15 protein-coding genes are annotated in these 18,751 nt (G+C 70.3%); 5 read left to right on the top strand and 10 right to left on the bottom strand.

The window, feature by feature from the left end; all coding sequences use genetic code 11:
• The first annotated feature begins 10 nt into the window (after positions 1-10).
• Positions 11-514 carry a CGNR zinc finger domain-containing protein gene (locus tag ACZ56U_RS16525; RefSeq protein WP_469084711.1) on the top strand — a complete coding sequence of 168 codons (504 nt, stop codon included), beginning with the start codon at positions 11-13 and terminating at the stop codon, positions 512-514.
• A gap of 175 nt (positions 515-689) precedes the next feature.
• On the opposite strand, the gene ACZ56U_RS16520 is transcribed toward ACZ56U_RS16525, so the two are convergent.
• Complete coding sequence (locus tag ACZ56U_RS16520) at positions 690-2,033, bottom strand: UDP-glucose dehydrogenase family protein (protein ID WP_469084710.1); 1,344 nt, start codon at positions 2,031-2,033, stop codon at positions 690-692.
• 191 nt (positions 2,034-2,224) lie between these two features.
• On the opposite strand from ACZ56U_RS16520, the gene ACZ56U_RS16515 reads away from it, so the two are divergent.
• Positions 2,225-3,382 carry an acyl-CoA dehydrogenase gene (locus ACZ56U_RS16515; protein ID WP_469084709.1) on the top strand — a complete coding sequence of 386 codons (1,158 nt, stop codon included), beginning with the start codon at positions 2,225-2,227 and terminating at the stop codon, positions 3,380-3,382.
• Positions 3,383-3,446: 64 nt separating this feature from the next.
• Here ACZ56U_RS16515 and ACZ56U_RS16510 read toward each other — a convergent pair whose 3' ends face one another.
• Positions 3,447-3,995 (bottom strand): acyl-CoA thioesterase, encoded by a 549-nt coding sequence (locus ACZ56U_RS16510; RefSeq protein WP_469084708.1) that lies wholly within the window; start codon positions 3,993-3,995, stop codon positions 3,447-3,449.
• Positions 3,996-4,114: 119 nt separating this feature from the next.
• Between ACZ56U_RS16510 and ACZ56U_RS16505 the strand changes: the two genes are divergently transcribed.
• The gene (locus ACZ56U_RS16505; protein ID WP_469084707.1) at positions 4,115-5,407 is read left to right on the top strand and encodes an LCP family protein; all 1,293 of its coding nucleotides are present in this window, start codon (positions 4,115-4,117) and stop codon (positions 5,405-5,407) included.
• A 133-nt stretch (positions 5,408-5,540) separates the two neighbouring features.
• On the opposite strand, the gene ACZ56U_RS16500 is transcribed toward ACZ56U_RS16505, so the two are convergent.
• Positions 5,541-5,900: a four-helix bundle copper-binding protein gene (locus tag ACZ56U_RS16500; RefSeq protein WP_469084706.1), complete on the bottom strand. Its 360-nt coding sequence runs from the start codon at positions 5,898-5,900 to the stop codon at positions 5,541-5,543.
• 168 nt (positions 5,901-6,068) lie between these two features.
• On the bottom strand, positions 6,069-7,511 hold the full coding sequence (locus tag ACZ56U_RS16495) for an LCP family protein (RefSeq protein ID WP_469084705.1): 1,443 nt from the start codon (positions 7,509-7,511) through the stop codon (positions 6,069-6,071).
• 127 nt (positions 7,512-7,638) lie between these two features.
• Here ACZ56U_RS16495 and ACZ56U_RS16490 point away from each other — a divergent pair, with 127 nt between their 5' ends.
• Positions 7,639-8,667 carry a glycosyltransferase family 2 protein gene (locus ACZ56U_RS16490; RefSeq protein WP_469084704.1) on the top strand — a complete coding sequence of 343 codons (1,029 nt, stop codon included), beginning with the start codon at positions 7,639-7,641 and terminating at the stop codon, positions 8,665-8,667.
• Positions 8,668-8,743: 76 nt separating this feature from the next.
• Here the strand turns inward: ACZ56U_RS16490 and ACZ56U_RS16485 are convergent, their stop codons facing one another.
• The 6 genes from ACZ56U_RS16485 to ACZ56U_RS16460 form a co-directional block, all read right to left on the bottom strand.
• Entirely contained in the window at positions 8,744-9,163 is a 420-nt protein-coding gene (locus tag ACZ56U_RS16485) for a spore-associated protein A (protein WP_469084703.1), read from the bottom strand.
• 139 nt (positions 9,164-9,302) lie between these two features.
• A complete protein-coding gene (locus tag ACZ56U_RS16480) occupies positions 9,303-10,847 on the bottom strand; it encodes an LCP family protein (protein ID WP_469085046.1) in 1,545 nt (514 codons plus the stop codon).
• 260 nt (positions 10,848-11,107) lie between these two features.
• Positions 11,108-12,715: an LCP family protein gene (locus ACZ56U_RS16475; protein ID WP_469084702.1), complete on the bottom strand. Its 1,608-nt coding sequence runs from the start codon at positions 12,713-12,715 to the stop codon at positions 11,108-11,110.
• Between the two features lie 178 nt (positions 12,716-12,893).
• Complete coding sequence (locus ACZ56U_RS16470) at positions 12,894-14,645, bottom strand: LCP family protein (protein ID WP_469084701.1); 1,752 nt, start codon at positions 14,643-14,645, stop codon at positions 12,894-12,896.
• A 231-nt stretch (positions 14,646-14,876) separates the two neighbouring features.
• Positions 14,877-16,232: an LCP family protein gene (locus ACZ56U_RS16465; RefSeq protein WP_469084700.1), complete on the bottom strand. Its 1,356-nt coding sequence runs from the start codon at positions 16,230-16,232 to the stop codon at positions 14,877-14,879.
• 180 nt (positions 16,233-16,412) lie between these two features.
• On the bottom strand, positions 16,413-17,168 hold the full coding sequence (locus ACZ56U_RS16460) for a TIGR03089 family protein (protein WP_469084699.1): 756 nt from the start codon (positions 17,166-17,168) through the stop codon (positions 16,413-16,415).
• A 128-nt stretch (positions 17,169-17,296) separates the two neighbouring features.
• Between ACZ56U_RS16460 and ACZ56U_RS16455 the strand changes: the two genes are divergently transcribed.
• Positions 17,297-18,748, top strand: coding sequence for a peptidoglycan recognition protein family protein (locus ACZ56U_RS16455; protein ID WP_469084698.1), 1,452 nt, complete (start codon positions 17,297-17,299; stop codon positions 18,746-18,748).
• Positions 18,749-18,751 lie beyond the last annotated feature (3 nt).

Here is an 18,751-nt window from a genome sequence, read left to right as displayed (position 1 = left end):
CGTCGCAAGCATGAGTGAGAGATCGGCCGCGCCGGGGGGCCTGGCTCTGGTGGAGTCCCTGGTCAACACCCTCGACATCGAGTCGGGCGCCGACGCGCTGGACACGGCCGAGGGCAGGGCCCGCCTCGGCGTCCCGGACGACGACCTCGAAGCCGCCCGTGAGCTGCGCGAATCACTCCGGGCCACCCTGCTCGCGCACGCCGGCCACCCCCCGCACCGCCGCACGGTGACCCCGCTGGGCGAGCTGCTCGCGGCGGCCCCGCTGGTCGTCACGGTCGACGAGGGCGACGGCTCCGCCGCGCTCACCGCCCCCGACGGGCGCCCGCTGCTCTCCCGGGTCGCCGCGGCCGTCGCCGAGGCGCTGGTCGCGGGCACCTGGCTGCGCCTGAAGGCCTGCGAGGCCGACGACTGCCACTGGGCCTACTACGACCGCAGCCCCGCGGGCCGGGGACGCTGGTGCTCCATGCAGGTCTGCGGGGCGCGCGCGAAGATGCGCCGCTACCGGGCCAAGTAGCCGCGCCCGGCACTCTCCCGCGACTTGCGAGGTCACACCTTCCCGCGGGGGGAAGTGGGGCAGAATGCGGAAAGACGCCGGTTCGGCCGACTGAGCCTCGGCCGAACCGACGTCACCTCCCAGCGGCGGCCACGCCGGCGCCGACCTGGACCGCGGCCGTGCCGTCGTCGCCCCGCTAGGCCCTCGGCCGGCCCATCGCGCGATACGTCCAGCCCGCCTTGCGCCACAGCTCCGGATCCAGGGCGTTGCGCCCGTCCAGGATCAGCCGGGTCGCCGCGACCGAACCCAGCGCCTCCGGGTCCAGCTCGCGGAACTCCCGCCACTCCGTGAGATGCAGGACGACGTCGGCGCCGCGCACCGCCTCCACGGCCGAGTCGGCGTAGCCGAGCGTCGGGAAGAGGCGGCGGGCGTTGTCCATGCCCTTGGGGTCGTAGACGGTGACCTGGCCGCCCTGGAGGTGGATCTGCCCGGAGACGTTCAGTGCGGGGGAGTCCCGCACGTCGTCGGAGTCCGGCTTGAAGGTGGCGCCGAGCACCGCGACCCGCTTGCCGAGGAAGGAGCCGCCGCCCAGCGCCTGGCGGGCCAGCTCCACCATCTGACCGCGCTGGCGCATGTTGATGGAGTCGATCTCGCGCAGGAACGTCAGCGCCTGGTCCGCGCCCAGCTCACCGGCGCGCGCCATGAAGGCCCGGATGTCCTTCGGCAGACAGCCGCCACCGAAGCCGATCCCGGCCCGCAGGAACTTCTTCCCGATCCGGTCGTCGTACCCGATGGCCTCCGCGAGCTTCGCGACATCGCCGTCGGCGGCCTCGCACACCTCCGCCATCGCGTTGATGAAGGAGATCTTCGTGGCCAGGAAGGAGTTCGCCGAGGTCTTCACCAGCTCGGCGGTCGGGAAGTCGGTCACCACGAACGGCGTGCCCTCGCCGGTCGGCGTCGCGTACACCTCCCGCAGCAGCTTCTCCGCCCGCTCGCTGCGGACCCCGACCACGATCCGGTCCGGGTGCAGGGTGTCGTCGACCGCGAAGCCCTCGCGCAGGAACTCCGGGTTCCAGGCCAGCTCGGCGTCCGCACCCGCGGGCGCGTGCTCGGCGAGGTAGGCCGCGAGCCGGTCCGCGGAGCCGACCGGGACGGTGGACTTGCCGACGACCAGGGCGGGCCCGGTCAGGTGCGGCGCCAGCGAGGCGAAGGCGGCGTCGACGTACGACATGTCACAGGCGTACTCGCCGTGCCGCTGCGGGGTGTTCACACAGACGAAGTGAACATCCCCGAACGCCCCCACCTCGGCGAAGTCCATCGTGAACCGCAGCCGCCCGGTCGACCCCTCGATCCCGGCGACATGCTTGCGCAGCAACTCCTCCAGGCCGGGCTCGTACATCGGGACCTCGCCCCGCTGGAGCATGGCGATCTTCTCGGGTACGACGTCCAGACCCAGCACCTCGAAACCGAGCTCGGCCATGGCCGCGGCGTGGGTCGCGCCGAGATAGCCGGTGCCGATCACGGTGATCTTGAGGGCCATGGATGCTCCAGGGGGTCTGCGTCGTTCGATGCGCTGACCGAGCATAGTCGGGGCGTGCGGGCGGGTTTTCCCGGGCAACTCTTCCCCTGTCGCCAAGCTCACGTATCACTCCCGTGAGCGGGCCCCTAAAATTTGAGTTACTTAACGGTAATTAGCGTCGGAACCGCAGCGCATTTGGAGCGTGAGACACCTTGGCCGGATCGGCTGACTTCGACCTGTACCGCCCGTCCGAGGAGCACGACATGCTCCGTGACGCCATCCGCTCGCTGGCCGAGGCGAAGATCGCGCCGCACGCCGCCGCGGTGGACGAGGAGGCCCGCTTCCCGCGCGAGGCCCTCGAGGCGCTGGTCGCGAACGACCTGCACGCCGTGCACGTACCCGAGGAGTACGGCGGCGCGGGCGCGGACGCCCTCGCCACGGTGATCGTGATCGAGGAGGTCGCGCGCGTCTGCGTCTCCTCCTCCCTGATCCCCGCGGTCAACAAGCTCGGCTCGCTGCCGGTGATCCTCTCCGGCTCCGAGGAGCTGAAGAAGCGGTACATGACCCCGCTCGCCAAGGGCGAGGGCATGTTCTCCTACTGCCTCTCCGAGCCCGACGCGGGCTCCGACGCGGCCGGCATGAAGACCAAGGCGGTCCGCGACGGCGACCACTGGATCCTCAACGGCGTGAAGCGCTGGATCACCAACGCGGGCGAGTCCGAGTACTACACGGTGATGGCCGTGACGGACCCCTCCAAGCGCTCGAAGGGCATCTCCGCCTTCGTCGTGGAGAAGTCCGACGAGGGCGTCTCCTTCGGCGCCCCCGAGAAGAAGCTCGGCATCAAGGGCTCCCCGACCCGCGAGGTCTACCTCGACAACGTCCGCATCCCCGCCGACCGCATGATCGGCGAGGAGGGCACGGGCTTCGCCACGGCGATGAAGACCCTGGACCACACCCGCATCACCATCGCCGCCCAGGCCCTCGGCGTCGCCCAGGGCGCCCTCGACTACGCCAAGGGCTATGTCCAGGAGCGCAAGCAGTTCGGCAAGGCGATCGCCGACTTCCAGGGCATCCAGTTCATGCTCGCCGACATGGCCATGAAGATCGCCGCCGCCCGCGCCCTGACCTACCAGGCCGCGGCCGCCTCCGAGCGCGGCGACTCCGACCTCACCTTCCAGGGCGCCGCCGCCAAGTGCTTCGCCTCGGACGTGGCGATGGAGGTCACCACGGACGCGGTCCAGCTGCTGGGCGGGTACGGGTACACGCGGGACTACCCGGTGGAGCGCATGATGCGCGACGCCAAGATCACGCAGATCTATGAGGGCACGAACCAGGTCCAGCGCATCGTCATGGCGCGCAACCTGCCGTAACGGCCCACGTCACAAGGGCGCCCGCGGAGCTCCGCGGGCGCCCTTGTGACGTCTGTCGGTCCTCTCAGTCCTCGAACCCCTCCGCCGCCCGCTTCTCCCGCAGCTCCATGATCGCGCGGCGCCGGGCCAGCCGGTGCGTGCGGCGGATCTGGGCCTCCTGGTAGCGGCGCTTGTCGCGCTCGGTCTCCGGCAGGACCGGCGGCACCATGCGGGGCTTGCCGTCGGCGTCGACCGCGGCGAAGACGAGGTAGGCGGAGCCGACCTGGGTGGCCGGGTCGGACTCGTTCCAGCGCTCGGCGAGCACCCGGACCCCGACCTCCATCGAGGTCCGCCCGGTCCAGTTGACCTGGGCCTTCACATGGACGAGGTCACCGACGCGGACCGGCTCCAGGAAGACCATCTCGTCCATGGACGCGGTGACGGCGGGCCCGCCGGAGTGGCGCCCGGCGACCGCGCCCGCCGCGTCGTCGACCAGCTTCATGATCACGCCGCCGTGCACCGTTCCCAACAGGTTGGTGTCGTTGTGGGTCATGATGTGGCTGAGCGTGGTGCGGGACGCCGACGTGGGCTTGCCGGGGAGGTCGGAGTCCGTGGAGGAGGCCTGGTCTGTCATGGCCTCCACCTTATGCCGAGGTCAGATCAGCGACTTTTGTGTTGGGTTCGCAACAGCAGTGCCCTGATTTTCCTACGACCCTTGTAAAGGGCACAGCCGTTCCCTGCACACTGGGCCCCATGAGTGATTGGCCCGAGGCAAGGTCCGACGAGAACCGCGGCAACCGGTACGGACGCGGCAGCGCGAGCGCACAGCCGGAAGGCGCGCGCGCGATGCGCCAGGTCCGCCGGTCCGCCTCGGGCGCGTACGGGGGCGGCCCCGGTCAGTCCGCGCCGCCGCACGCGGGCGGGGTGCCGCAGCAGCCGTCGTACGTCAACGGCGGCTACAGCGAGGAGCCCGCGGGCGGCTACGACAGCGGCTACAACACCGGCCAGGTCTACGGCGGCGGTGGACCCGGCGGTCCGGGCCGTACGCGTGAGCCGGGCTCCGCGCCGAACTGGCGTCGCCGTATCAAGTGGACGGCGATCACCGTCGTGACCGTCGTGGTGGTGACGACGATCGGCACGTACTTCTGGGCCGACTCCAAGCTCAACCGCGAGGTCGACCTCTCCAAGGTCATCGACCGGCCCGAGGGGGGCGAGGGCACGAACTACCTGATCGTCGGTTCCGACAGCCGCGCCGGCATGTCCGCCGAGGAGAAGAAGAAGCTGCACACCGGGTCCGCCGAGGGCAAGCGCACCGACTCGATGATGATCCTGCACACCGGCGGCAACGGCGACACGCTGATCTCCCTGCCGCGTGACTCGGACGTGGAGATCCCGTCGTTCGTCGGCTCCGAGTCCGGCAAGACGTACAAGGGCACGGGGCGGCACACCAAGCTCAACGCGGCGTACGCCGAGGACGGTCCCGAGCTGCTGGTCCGCACGGTCGAGTTCAACACCGGTCTGCGCATCGACCACTACGTCGAGATCGGCTTCGCGGGCTTCGCGAACATCGTGGACGCGGTCGGCGGCGTCGAGATCACCATCCCGAAGGGCGGCATGAAGGACACCAAGTCCGGCGCCGACTTCGAGGCGGGCAAGCAGACCCTGAACGGCGAGGAGGCCCTGGCCTTCGTCCGTACCCGGTACGCCCTCAAGGCCTCCGACCTGGACCGCACGAAGAACCAGCAGAAGTTCCTCGCCGCCCTCGCCAACCAGGTCGCCACCCCGGGCACGATCCTGAACCCCTTCAAGCTCTACCCGACCATGGGCGCCGGCCTCGACTCCCTCATCGTCGACAAGGACATGGGCCTGTTCGACCTCGCCGAGATGTTCTGGGCCATGAAGAGCGTCAACAGCGGCGACGGCAAGTCCATGAACATGCCGATCGCGGGCACCTCGGGCGGGAACCTGGTCTGGGACAAGACCAAGGTGAAGAAGCTGGTCGAGGAGCTCAAGAACGACGAGAAGGTCACCGTCTCGGGCAACTGAACCGGGTCCGGGAGCGAAGGCCTGGCGGTGCCGAGCGCACCACCAGGCATGGGGGCGGCCTGCCGCACCACGGCTCGGGGGCGCCCCGTGGGGTGCCCCCGAATCGGCCTGGGCCCATGGCCTGGGCCCGGTGTCACATGGTGGCGCCCGCCATCGTCCGGCACATCTCCGCGCAGCGACGACACGCCTCGGCGCAGCGCATCATCTGCTCGTCGTCCGGCATGGCCATACACGCCTCCGCGCACATCTCGCACGCCCTGGCGCACATCGCGCACATCTCGGCCGACATCGGCGAGCGGCGCATCATCATGTCCGCGCACATCCGGGTCATCTCGGAGCAGTCCATCAGCGCGCGCATGATCTGCATCTGCGCCTGGCCGCCCATCTGCAGGCAGGAGCTCATGGTCTCCTCGCACACGCTGTGGCAGGACATGCACGCCTCGACGCAGTCCTGCATCGCCTTGCTCATCGCGGTCATTCCGGGCTGGGTCATGGCTTCTCCTGGGGGTGAGGGAGCCCGGGGCGGGCCCCGTCGCCCTTCCGTCCTACGCCTGCCGGGCGCCGGGCGCCATCGGGCGGACGGCAACAATCCGCGACGTAACCGACGCACCGGCGCGGACCAGGGCATTTCGGCAGGAAGGGGTGGGAGGTTCGTGCGTGCCTACAGGCACCCCACCTCGTCCCCCGTCACCACCCCGAACTCCCCCTGGTACGGATCGTCCGCCCGTACCTTGCGCACCTTCTCGAAGTCCGCGCCGGCGATCACCTTCAGCACCGGCCCCTGCCCCTTCACCGGGCGCAGTTCGCTGCCCGGGAGGGCGGCGGCGAGGGACTTGGCGGAGCGGTCCCAGCGGGGGTCGTGGACGACGACCGTGCGCTTGAGAGTGCGGTCGGCCGCGTTCAGGGGCTGGTGGGTGGTGCGGAAGCCGGTCGCGGCCAGTTCCGCGTCCACGCGTCGGCCGAGGCCGCCGGTGGCGGTGCCGTTCTCGACCTGGACCCGGATCTGCTGCGGGGCGACCGCCACGCGTACGGCCTTGCTCTTCGGCCTGTGCGCGGCCAGCGGCCGGTCGTCGCGCAGGGCCTCGAAGAGGCGGCCGGACTTCTTCGGGTCCCATTTCAGGGTGGAGCCGACGCCCTGAACGGCGTAGCCCATCTGCCCGATGGGGACTGTCGTGAACTCCGAGGAGGAGGGGGAGAAGTTGCGCATCGCCCGGCCCAGGTCCAGCAGCTCGTCGGTGCCGAAGCCCTTGTCGGCGCGGACCGAGCCCAGTACGGCGCGGGTGATGTCCCGGAACTTCATCGGGTTGAGCAGGATCCCGGAGGAGGTGGCCCGGTCGATCAGCGCGGCCATGAACCGCTGCTGGCGCTTCATCCGGCCGAGGTCGGCGGCGCCGTCGATGTGCCGGGAGCGGACGTACTGGAGGGCCTCGCCGCCCATGAGGGTGTGGGTGCCGGCGGGGAGGTCCAGGCCGGTGTAGGAGTCCTTGAGCGGCTCCGCGGTGCAGATCTTCACGCCGCCGACGACGTCGACGGTCTTCATGAAGCTGGTGAAGTCGACCTCCAGATAGTGGTCGATCTTCACGTGGGTCATGTTCTCGACGGTGCGCACGGTGAGGTTCGGGCCGCCCTCGGCGTACGCCGCGTTGATCTTGATGGGGTGGCCGTGGTGCTCCTCGCCGGTGGTCTGGTCGGTGTGGGCGGGCGTCATGGCGTACGAGTCGCGCGGCAGGCTCACCACGCTGGCCCGCTCCCGGTCCTCCGAGATGTGCACGATCATGATCGTGTCGGTGCAGTGGCAGGGGGCGCCGCCGAGCCGGTACTTCTGCCGCTCTGCCTCGGTGATCTTGTCCCGGCCGTCGGTGCCGACGAGCAGGACGTTCATGCCGTGGCCGGCGCGGGGCCGGTTCTTCATGTCCTTGAAGGGGTCCACGCGCGTGATGTCATCGTCCAGGCTGGACAGCAGCCCGTGTCCGATCCCCGCCGAGGCGAGGATCACCACGGAGAGGGTGGTGATCGCCCGGGCGGCCCAACGCGGTTTCCGCCGTCGTACGGGCGGGCGCCTCGACCGGGTGGCGGCGGGGGAGCGGCGGGGCGGCGTGGACATGGGGGGCACCTCCGCTGGGGCCGTACGTGGGATCTTCAGCACCGTAGGCCCATACGATCTGCGACCACCGGCACCGCCCCGGGCGGGGCGCATCGGTGTCCCCCGTTCGCGGTAACGTGAGCCCCCTATGAACGCCAAGCCCGACGTGCAGCTCCCCGCCGTGTCTGTGATCATGCCGGTCCTCAACGAGGAGCGGCATCTGCGCGGAGCCGTCCAAGCGATCCTCGCGCAGGAGTACGCCGGCGAGATGGAGGTCGTGATCGCCCTCGGTCCGTCCACGGACCGTACGGACGAGATCGCCGCCGAGCTCGTCCGGGAGGACCCGCGCGTCCACACCGTCCCCAATCCGACCGGCCGCACGCCCGCCGCCCTGAACGCCGCGATCAAGGCCTCCCGCCATCCGATCGTCGTCCGGGTCGACGGCCACGGCATGCTCTCGCCGAACTACATCGCCACCGCCGTACGGCTCCTCGAGGAGACCGGTGCGCAGAACGTCGGCGGCATCATGCACGCCGAGGGCGAGAACGCCTGGGAGCAGGCGGTCGCCGCCGCGATGACCTCGAAGATCGGCGTCGGCAACGCGGCCTTCCACACAGGTGGCGCGGCCGCCCCCGCCGAGACGGTCTACCTGGGTGTCTTCCGTCGGCAGGCCCTGGAGCAACAGGGCGGCTACAACGAGGAGTTCATCCGCGCCCAGGACTGGGAGCTGAACTTCCGGATCAGGGAGGCCGGCGGGCTGATCTGGTTCTCGCCGGAGCTGAAGGTGTCCTACCGCCCGCGGCCGTCGGTGCGGGCGCTGGCCAAGCAGTACAAGGACTACGGCCGCTGGCGGCACGTCGTCGCCCGCTACCACGCCGGTTCCATCAACCTGCGCTACCTCGCCCCGCCGGTCGCGGTGTGCGCGATCGCGGCGGGCCTGGTGGTGGGCGCGACCCTGACCCCGCTCGGTTTCGTGATCCCCGGCGGTTACCTCGCGGCGATCGTCCTCGGCTCCCTCCCGGCCGGCAAGGGCCTGCCGCCGAAGGCGCGGCTCCAGATCCCCGTGGCCCTCGCCACCATGCACATGTCCTGGGGCTGGGGTTTCCTCACCAGCCCGAGGTCCCTGGCCCGCAAGGTCATCGCCTCGCGACGGCCGGCGGTGCTGACGGAGGCGTAGTGGCGGAGGACGACCGAAGGCCCCTTTCCCGGACACCGGGGAAGGGGCCTTCGCCATGGCTGGCGGCCGGTGGGGCTCAGCCGCAGTGGACGCCGTAGTCGATGCGCGTGTAGTTGGAGGCCGCGCGGCCGCCCCAGTCGATGCACTTGCCCGCGGCGGAGGCGTAGACCGGGCCCGCGTAGTACTTGAAGGTGCCGGAGTCCTCCTCGTTGTACTTCCACACGGTGTCGGTGCGGTGCAGCCGCAGGTTGGCGCCGAGGACCATGGGCGTCCCCTGCGTGTCGCTGACGGTGACGACGCAGTTCTTCCCGGTGGCGCCGCTGTAGGTGAGGAAGGCGGTGCCGTCGCCGACGTCCATGGAGTCGATCACGCTGTAGCCGGAACCGCAGGCACCGGTGTAGGAGGCCGCCGAGGCGGTGCCGGTGGCGGCGATCGTGCCGGCGGCGGTGAGACCGACGACGGCCGCTACGGCACCAAGACGCTTGCTGTTGAGCATGCTTGAGTCCCTGTCAGATCGCTGGTGGAACGGATGTGATCATTTCATATACGCCGAAGGCCCCCGCCGTCCGGTCGGGGCCCGGGGCATGCACGGGGGGCGACGCGGTTGCGGGGGCCGTCGTGGAAGAGGGAGGGCTCTACCAGGTGTAGTCGGGATTGACGTGCATGCAGGCCTTGGTGTCCGCGCCGTTGAAGGTGTCCTCCGACTCGGGCAGTGAGTCGTCCTTCTTCGCCGCCTTGTACGTCGTCCCCGAGCGCCAGTCCGCGCCGACGACCAGGGTGACCCCGGAGACGTCCGTCGACTTCTTCACCGAACTCATCGGCACACCAAGGGCCTTGGCGATGCGCTGGGCGTCGCCCTCCAGGTCGGCGCTCGGGTAGCGGACGACCGTGGTGGCCTGGCTGGGGGCCACCGAGGAGTCCGACGTGGCCGCGCCGAAACCCTTGCCGACGAGGAGCTCGGTCACGTCGCTCGCTCGTCCCGGCACCGCCGCCCGCGTGCTGGTGCGGGTGCCGTTCTGGACCTGTACGGCGATCTCCCCGTCGGCGGCGGCCGGGTCGTCGGAGGTCTCGTCCTTCTTCTTGTCCTTGCCGTCGAGCGCGATGTCCTCACGGACCAGCCGGAAGACCTTCTTGGCCTCCTCCGGCTTGGGCACCACCCGGTTGCCGTCCGAGGCGTACTGCCACGGCATCGTCGTCATGGTGATGCGCTCGGTGGGGACCTTGCGCAGCTCGTCGCTCAGGTCGTACAGCTTGGTGACACTGCCCAGCCCCTCGTCCACCGTCAGCGCCTCGGTGGCCGTCTCGGCGAGCTTGCGCAGTTTGTTCGGGCTGCTCAGGGTGGCGTTCTCGCGCAGTTGGCGGACCATCGAGTTCATGTACTGGTGCTGGGCCTTGGCCCGCGCGATGTCCGTGTTGTCCTCGAAGCCGTACCGGGTGCGCAGCCACTGGAGGGCCTGCTCGCCCTTGATGGGTGTGGTGCCCTTCTCCAGCTTCAGGCCGGAGCCGTGGCCGTTGGAGGTGTGGGAGCGGATGTTGGCGTCCACGCAGACCGGTACCCCGCCGATCGCGTCCGCCATCGACACCACGCCCGCGAAGTCGACCATGATGAAGTGGTCGATGTGGATGTCGGTGAGCTTCTCCCAGGTCGCCACCGTGCAGCCGGGACCGCCGCGGCCGAGCGAGTCGTTGGTCATCGCTGAGGTGAGCGCCGAGTAGACCTTGTCGTCGTCGGGGTCGGTGCACTCCGGGATGTCGACCAGGGTGTCGCGGGGCATGCTGACCACCGACATGTTGGTGCGGTCGGCCGAGAGGTGCAGCAGCATCTGGACGTCCGCGCGCGGCGCGGTGTTGTACGTGTCCTTGGCGCCGCCGAGCTTCTGGTTCTCGGCGTTGTTCCGGGCGTCCGAGCCGATCAGCAGGATGTTCAGCGGGGTCTGCCCGGCGGCGTTCGCCTCTGTCCTGGCCGCCCTGTCCTTCTCGTCACCGAGGTTCAGGTCGTCCTTCCTGAGGTTGTCGTTCAGGTGCCGGTAGTACAGGTACCCGGCGCCCGCGGTGCCGAGTACGACCACCGCCAGCACGATCGCCGTCCAGCGCAGCACCCGCCGTCCGCGCCGTCCTTTACCGCGCCGTCCTTTGCCGTGTGCGGCCGGCGGCTTGGGTTCCCGCGGTGTGAGGGACATCGTGTCCTCGACCGCGGGCACCTCTCCGCGCACGCTCTGCGCCAACTCCCTGCCTCCCCACCCTGCGCCTGACGGACTGCCGAGCCTCCCCAAGCCCGGCGGCCGGCTGTGTGCCTGGTCCGCCTCGTCGGAAGCGTACGCGAGAACCGTTGTCGAATGCGCTGTCGAGGCGCTGTCCGATGCCCGGGACGTGAGGAGGCCTCATCCTTCCGCGCACAGTTGGGAGTTGGCTGTGGGGAGCCCGGGCCACCCCCGGAGGATCACCAGCGGTACGGCGGGTACACGTCCATGCACTGACCGCTGTCCGCGCCGTTGATCTCGTCGGCGTCCTTCGGGAGGTCCCCGGCCTTCGGGGCGGACTCCTTCGGATAGGTCGTGCCCTCGCGCCAGTCGGCGCCCACCAGGAGGGTGACGCCGGAGACCTCGGTCGACTTCTTCACCGAACTCAGCGGAATCCCGAGGGACTTGGCGATGCGCTGGGCGTCGCCCTCCAGGTCCGCGCTCGGATAGCGCACCACGGTCCGGTCCTCGGCGAGCGTCGCCGAGGTGTCCGCCGACGCCCGGGCGAAGCCCTTCTCCAGGAGCAGCCCGCTGATCGTCCGCGCACGGCCGGAGACCGGGGCGAGGGTGCTGGACCTGGTGGCGTTCTGCACCACGACACCGATCTCGTCGTCGGCGGCCGCCGGGTCCTTGGACAGCTTCTCCTCGGTCTTCTTCTGCTTCTTGTCCTTGCCGTTGTCGTCGAAGGGCACGTCGTCGCGGAGCATCTGCCACATCTTCTCGGCGCCGCCGGGCGCCGGGAGCAGGTGGTTGCGGTCCGCCGTGTCCTCGACGCTCGGCATCGTCGTCATGGTGATCCGGTCCGTCGGCACCGACTTGAGCTGCTTGCCCAGGTTGTACAGCTTCTTCACGGAGCCGATCTCCTCGGAGACCTTCAGGGAGGTCGTGGCCGCCTCGGCGAGGTCCATCAGACGCCCGCTGTCGGTGAACACGTTCTGGCTCTTCAACGTGCGGATCATGGAGTTCATGTACATGTGCTGCGCCTTGGCGCGGCCCAGGTCGCTGTAGAAGGCGTGGCGGGTGCGCAGCCATTGCAGCGCCTGCTTGCCCTTGATCTCCTTGCGGCCGGCCTCCATCTTCAGACCGGAGCCGCCGGGCACACCGGGCAGCGGGCGGTCGTGGACGTTCTGGTTCACACAGACCTCGACGCCGCCGACCGCGTCCGCCATGCTCACCACGCCCGCGAAGTCGATGGTCATCCAGTGGTCGATGTAGACCCCGGTGAGGTTCTGCCAGGTGGCCAGGGTGCAGCCGGCACCGCCGCGCGCCAGTGACCGGTTGATGATGTCGTTGGTCGCCGGATAGGTCTCACCCGTGTCGGGGTCCGTGCACTTGGGAATCTCGACGCGGGTGTCCCGCGGGATGCTCACCACCGCGGCGCTCCTGCGGTCCGCGGCCAGGTGGATCAGCATCTGCACATCGCCCAGCGGCGGGTTGGAGCGGGTGTCCTTGCTCCCGCCGAGCTTCACGTTCTCGTCGGAGGCACGGCTGTCGGAGCCGATCAGCAGGATGTTCAGCGGGGTCTGCCCGGCGGAGTTGGGCGCGCTCTTCTCCGCCTTGGAGTCGCCGCTGCTGCGCTCGCCCTTGTCGATGTTGCCGTTCAGGTGCTGGTAGTAGAGGTACCCGGCGCCGGCGGTGCCGAGTATCAGCACCGCCAGTGTCGTCGCGGACCACCTCAGCACGCGATGCTTACGGCGCGGCCGTGCCCGGCGTCTGCCGGGTCTGTCCCCGCCGCCCTCCCCGGCCCCCGCCCGGGCCTGCGGAACGCCCCGTCGCGCTGCTTCCCCCTGCACACTGTTCTGGGTCATCTTTCCGTCCCCTCCCCACCCTCGCAGCACTGAACAGGCCTGCCGTACGCCCTGTTAGACGTACGACAGGCCTGTCAGGTCACACTTCACACGGTCAACTCGCGCTCAACTCGGCTCGCGCACGTGACCTCGTTCGCCTTCGACTCGGCTCGCGCACGTGACCTCGTCCGCGCTCAGCTCAGCTCGCGCACTTGACCTCGTTCGCCGTGGTCTTCGGAACGTCCGGAGTCTCCGCCGAGGAGGAGTTCATCTTCACCCCGGCCCCCTTGAAGTCCTCGCCCAACGTCAGCGTCATGGTCGGCAGACCCTGGGAGTTGGTGACGCTCTCGCCCGGCTTCAGCGCCGACCCCGACAGCCCCATGATCGCGGCCAGCCTGCGCGCCTGGTCCGCCTGGTCGGGGGCGTACTCCAGGGTCGTCTTCGCCTGCGCCGTGCCGGCGTTGCCCGCGTTCTCCGACTTGGTCACGCCCTCCTCGGTCTGGAGGTAGGTGAGCTCCTCCTGGGCACTGCCGCCCGCGGCACCGCCGTTGAGGATGCGCACCCGCACCTCGGAGGCGTCCGACTTGGTGCCCTTCAGACGGGCGGCGACCGCGGCCTTCTCCTTCTTCTCCTTGGCCTTGACCGCGGTGAAGGAGATGTCGTTCTTGATCATGTTGAAGACCTTCGGGCCCCGGGACTCGTCGACGATGACCGTCTTCTTGATGACACCGTCCGCGGGGTTGTCGGTCACTGGCACGGTGGTGAAGGTGAGGTTCTTCATCGGCACCTTCTTCAGCTCCAGCGCCACATCCTTGAGCGTGCTGGCCTTGCCGATGCCGGTGTCGACGGTGAGCGCCTTGGTGGCGGCGTTGGCCAGCTTGATGAGCTTGGTCGGGCTGGTGAGGGTGTCGCCGGCGGTCATCTTGCGCATGAGCGAACTCATGAACTGCTGCTGCACCTTGATGCGGTCCAGGTCACCCTGGTTGCCGAAGCTGTGCCGGGTGCGTACGAAGGCGAGCGCCTGCTCGCCCTCGATGGTGTGCTTGCCGGCGGACAGCTTGAGATGCGAGTCGGGGTCGTCGACGTCCTTGGCGAGGCAGACCTCCACGCCGCCCACGGCGGTCGTCAGCGTCTTCACCGCGTTGAAGTCGGCCATCGCGAAGTGGTTCACGTCGATGCCCGTCATCTCCTCGACCGTCTTCATGGTGCAACCGGGGTTGCGGCCGTCCTGCCCGAGGCTGGTGTTGAAGCGGACGTTCTGCGTGCCGGCGATGACCCCGTCCTCGCCCTCGCAGTCCGGCACGTCGACGATCAGGTCCCGGGGGATGCTCATCGCGGTCGCGTTCGTACGGTCCTTGGAGACGTGCAGCAGGATGTTGGTGTCGGCGTGCCCGACGCTGCCCTTGTCGCCGTAGCCCTCGTTGCCCGACCCGGTCCGCTTGTCGGTGCCGATGATCAGGATGTTGAAGGCCTCGTCCTTGCTGAAGCCGTCGTCCGCCACATTGCCGACATCCTCGGTGGTGACGTTCCCCTCAAGGTGCTTGAGGTACAGATAGGCGGCCCCGGCGGTGCCGACCAGGACGAAGGCCATGACGCCCCCGGTCCACAGCACGGCCGTCTTCGCCCTGGCCTTCTTCTTGACCGGCCGCCGGTTGCGGCGCCCCGGCGGCGGCTCCTCGGCCGGCGCGCCGCGGCGTCTGCGCGGTGGCGGCACGTCCCGGCCCGGCGCCTCGGCGGGCGCCGTACGCCCCGGTCCCGCCGACCGGCCACGGGCCGCCTTGGCGGGGGCGTCCGCGCTCCGGGAGCGGGGTGCGGATCTGCGGGGTCCCGGCACCGCTGACTGCGGTGCGGAAGGAGTCAGTCGCAGTTCGTATTCGCCAGTGCGCGGATTGAGCACCCACTGGTCTGCGGGGTCGATGTCGTCCGCCCGCCCACGGCCTTGCGCGTCCACGGTTGTCTGAGTCCTCCGTCGGGGCCACGCGGCGCCTTCCCCCTCAAAGGCGCTCGGGTCTCGGTCACACAGTGCCCGACCCGAGGAAGTCCTCGCAGTCGGATGCACAGGATCGCTCACACTATCCGCCCAGTTCAGCGTCAAGCGACGACGGTGACAAATTCCACGTGCCTACAACTGGTCAATCCGCCCCATTTCCTTGGACACCTGTACGTCGGCTTGGCCAGCGCTTTACTCGCAGGTGTCCTCGGCGGCGGTGTTCCCGCGGAATGTCGGCGCGGGCGAAACGGCCGCCACGGGCTCGTCGGGCCGCTTGGCGCCCGGCTTTCCGTCGTAGTAACGGCCGTGGTCGTCGTAGTAACTGTCGAAGTACTCCTCGTAGTCGCGGTCCTCGCCGTAGTCCTCGCCGTGGTCCTCGTCGTACGACTCGTCGGGGGCATCCGCTTCTTCTTGCGAAACATCGCTCGAATTGGGGCTTTTCGTCGCGGAATCCCGCGCAGCTTCCCCGCTGACCACCACCGGGGCGTCCCTGCGCAGCCGCTCGAACAGCGTCTCCGCCTCGGCCCGCACGAGTTGGTCGCGATTGGCGTCGTGGACGTACGGCTCCCGGGGGACGGTCAGGAACCGCACCCGGCGGGTGGGGATGTCCCGCAGCCCGCGCGCGAGGTCGTACAGACCGCGCAGGTTCGCCAGATCGGGGTCGGTGGTCAGCGACGAGGTCGCCGCGTCCAGCACCGGATAGAGCTTCACCGGATTGAGCAGGACGTGATTGCTCTGCACCTTGTTGACGAGCGCCGCGAGGAACCGCTGCTGCCGGTCCATCCGGTCGGTGTCGCTGCCGTCGCCGAGCGACTTCCGCGCCCGCACATAGCCGAGCGCCTGCTCGCCGTCGAGCGTCACCCTGCCCGCGGGCAGCCTCAGCTTGGCGGCCTGGTCGCGGATGGGCTCGGCCAGGCAGATCCGGACGCCGTCGACCGCGTCGACCATGTCCTTGAAGCCGTGGAAGTCGATGACCACGTGGTGGTCGACGCGCACTCCGGTCAGCCTCTCCACGGTCCGGATCGTGCAGGCCGAACCGCCCGCCTGGAAGGCGTGGTTGAACATCGTGAACATCGGCTCGGTCCGGCTGCCGTCCGGGCGTCGGCAGCCCGGCACGTCCACCATCAGGTCGCGCGGCAGCGAGACGGCGGTGGCACTGCGCCGGCCGGCGGAGAGGTGCAGCAGGATGGTCGTGTCCGACCGCTCGGTCCCCGAGTCCCGCCCGTAGCGCGCGTTGCCGTCCCCGGACCGCGAGTCCGACCCGATCAGCAGGATGTTCTGGGCGTCCTTGACGAGGGCGGTGGGCCGCTCCTTCTCGTACCGGGCGAGCTCCGCGGCCGCCGCGTCGTCCGCCCTGATGTTCCCGTCGAGCTTGGCGTACACCGCCCACCCGGCCCCCACGGAGGCGACCAGGACCAGACCCGCCCCGACCGCCCCGTACCGCAGCCACCGCCTGCGCCGCCGCCGGGTCAGCCCCCGCCCCGACGCGGACGCCCCCGCTCCCGGACCGAGGGTGCCTGGGGAGGGCGTACCTGCGGTGTCGGTCACGACGGAATCCACCCCTCCTGGCGTACGAGCGTGTGGTGCGGCTGCTCCTACGACCATGGCGCGGATGCCGGCTCCAAGGGGAGCGATGAGGGGCCGAACGGGGGAGGGGCGGCACCGGAGCCCTACGGAACCGCGCGAGCGACCCTCATGGCCGGACGGCACCCCGCGGCACCCGGATCCTCACCGAGCCGTGGCGGTCACCCGCTCGCTCTCGACCCGCTGCGCCAGCGACTCCTCACCCAACCGCTCCAGGTGCCGGCACAGCACCACGGACCCACCCGTGGCCAGCGGCGCGTACAACCCGGCGCGTAGCCCCTCCCAGGTGTCGTACGGCAGGCCCGACAGCAGCCGTGCCCCCGGGCCCGTCAGCCCGAGGCCCGCGGCCTCCGCGGTGGCCCGCTCGACGACCTCCGCCCCGCTGAACTCCCGCCCCGCCACGATCAGCGCGGGCTCGTCGGGGTCGACCGGCGCGAACGGGGCGAACCGGTCGCCCTGTCCCGGCACCTCGACGGCGTAGTCGGCGAAGCCGTCCGGGGCCTGCGGGAAGCGGCCCCCCAGCGGGCGCAGCGCGAGGGCGATCCGCGAACCGGAGCAGGCGCGTGCCGCGTCCAGTGTGTCGGGTCCGCTCACCACGAGGTCCGCGGCCTTCGGGTCGCCGCCCATGTCCGCGACCACGCCCACCGAGGAACAGGCCAGCAGCCACACCGCCGTCTGCCAGTGCGCGGGCAGCAGCAGCGCCACCCGGTCGCCGGGCTCCGCGGACAGCTCGCCCTGGAGCAGGTTGGCGGTCTTGGCCACCCAATTGGCGAAGGTCGCCACGGAGAGTTCGACGCGCTCGCCCGTGGCGTCGTCGTAGAAGGTCACCAGGGGGCGTCCGGCGTCCGCGGCGAGCGCGGAACGCAGCAGGTCGGCAGGGGTGCGGTCGGTGGTGGTCACCCGCGCAAGGGTACGCGGGGGCGGCGTCGCGCAGCGAGGGCCCGGGTCCCCGGTTCGGCGCAACGTCAGCCGACGACCCGTCAGTTCCCCGATGGCGGAAATGTCCCATCCTGTCCACGATCGTTGGCATGCGTGGATTTCTTGCTTCCTCGATCGGTGTCACGTGCGCGACCGCCCTCGCCCTTCCGCTGACCCCACCCGCCGCCGCGACCGTCGCGCGGCCGGTGCCGAACGCGGAGGCGCCCGTCGCCGGCGGTGCCCGCTCCCTGTCCGTCCCCGGCAGCACCCAGTCCCTGCCCCTCACCCCGCTCGCCGCCGACCGCGTCCTCGGCTCCGCCGCCGAACAGGGCCTGCCGGCCCGCGCGGTGCACCCCTTCTCGCTGCTCGGCGTCGTCTGGGACAACCCGGACACCGCCCTGCACGGCCGCGTCCAGGTACGCACGCGTGCCGTCGCGTCGGGCACCTGGTCCGGCTGGCAGGACGTCGAGACGCACTACGGCGAGGACGGCGCCGACCCCGACGCCGCCGAGCGCGCCTCGGGCCGGGTGCGGGGGGCGACGGCACCGCTGTGGGTAGGGGAATCGGACGGCGTGGAGGTACGCGTGCGTGCCGGCGCGGAACCGCACGAGGGGCACGAGGCGGTGGGGGAGGGAGCCGGTGAGGAGGCGCGCGGGGAGTCGCGCGCCGCCGGCGCCGCCGCCCTGCCGTCCGGGCTGCGCCTGGAACTCGTCGACCCCGGCCGGGCCGCGCCCGAACACCATGCGCCGGTGGGCGGCACCCGCGCCGTCGCGGTCGGTGGCCCCCTCGGCGGCGAGTCCACCGCGGCCTCCGCCGCGAACACCGCCTCCGCCGCCAACGCCGGGCTCGCCCCCCTCGGCGCCCTGGAGATCCCCGCGCTCGACCGCGCGCGGACCGAACGGGAGCTGTTGGTGCTGCGGGGCGGCGAACTGACGGAGCAGCAGCGGGCCAAGCCGTACATCGGGCCGCGTCCGAGTATCGTCACCCGGCGCGGCTGGGGCGCGGACGAGAAGCTGCGCGAGAAGACGTTCGTCTACACCAAGAAGGTCAAGGCGGCCTTCGTGCACCACACCGCCACCGGCAACGGCTACCGGTGTTCGCAGGCGCCCTCCGTCATCCGCGGTATCTACCGCTACCACGTCAGGAGCATGGGTTGGCGCGACATCGGCTACAACTTCGTCGTCGACAAGTGCGGGAAGATCTACGAGGGTCGTGCCGGTGGCGTGGCGAAGCCGGTCCTGGGCGCCCACACTCTCGGTTTCAACACCAACAGCATGGGGATCGCCGTCCTCGGCACCTTCGGCGCGAGCCGCCCGTCCGCCGCCGCCGTGAAGGCGGTCGCGCGGCTCACCGCCTGGAAGCTCGGTCTCTTCGGCGCCAACCCGCGCGGCAAGACGTACCTGAAGTCGGGCGGTGGCAATCTCTACCGAAAGGGTAAGAAAGTACGACTGAACGTCATCTCCGGCCACCGGGACGGCTTCTCCACCGCGTGCCCCGGCTGGGAGCTCTACCGCAAACTCGGCACCGCCCGCTCGACCGCGGCCCGCTACCAGGGACGTTGACGA

Source organism: Streptomyces sp. NPDC034103, assembly GCF_055575395.1.
The sequence above is the reverse complement of the archived record's forward strand: the minus strand, read 5'-3'. Positions and strand labels throughout refer to the sequence as shown.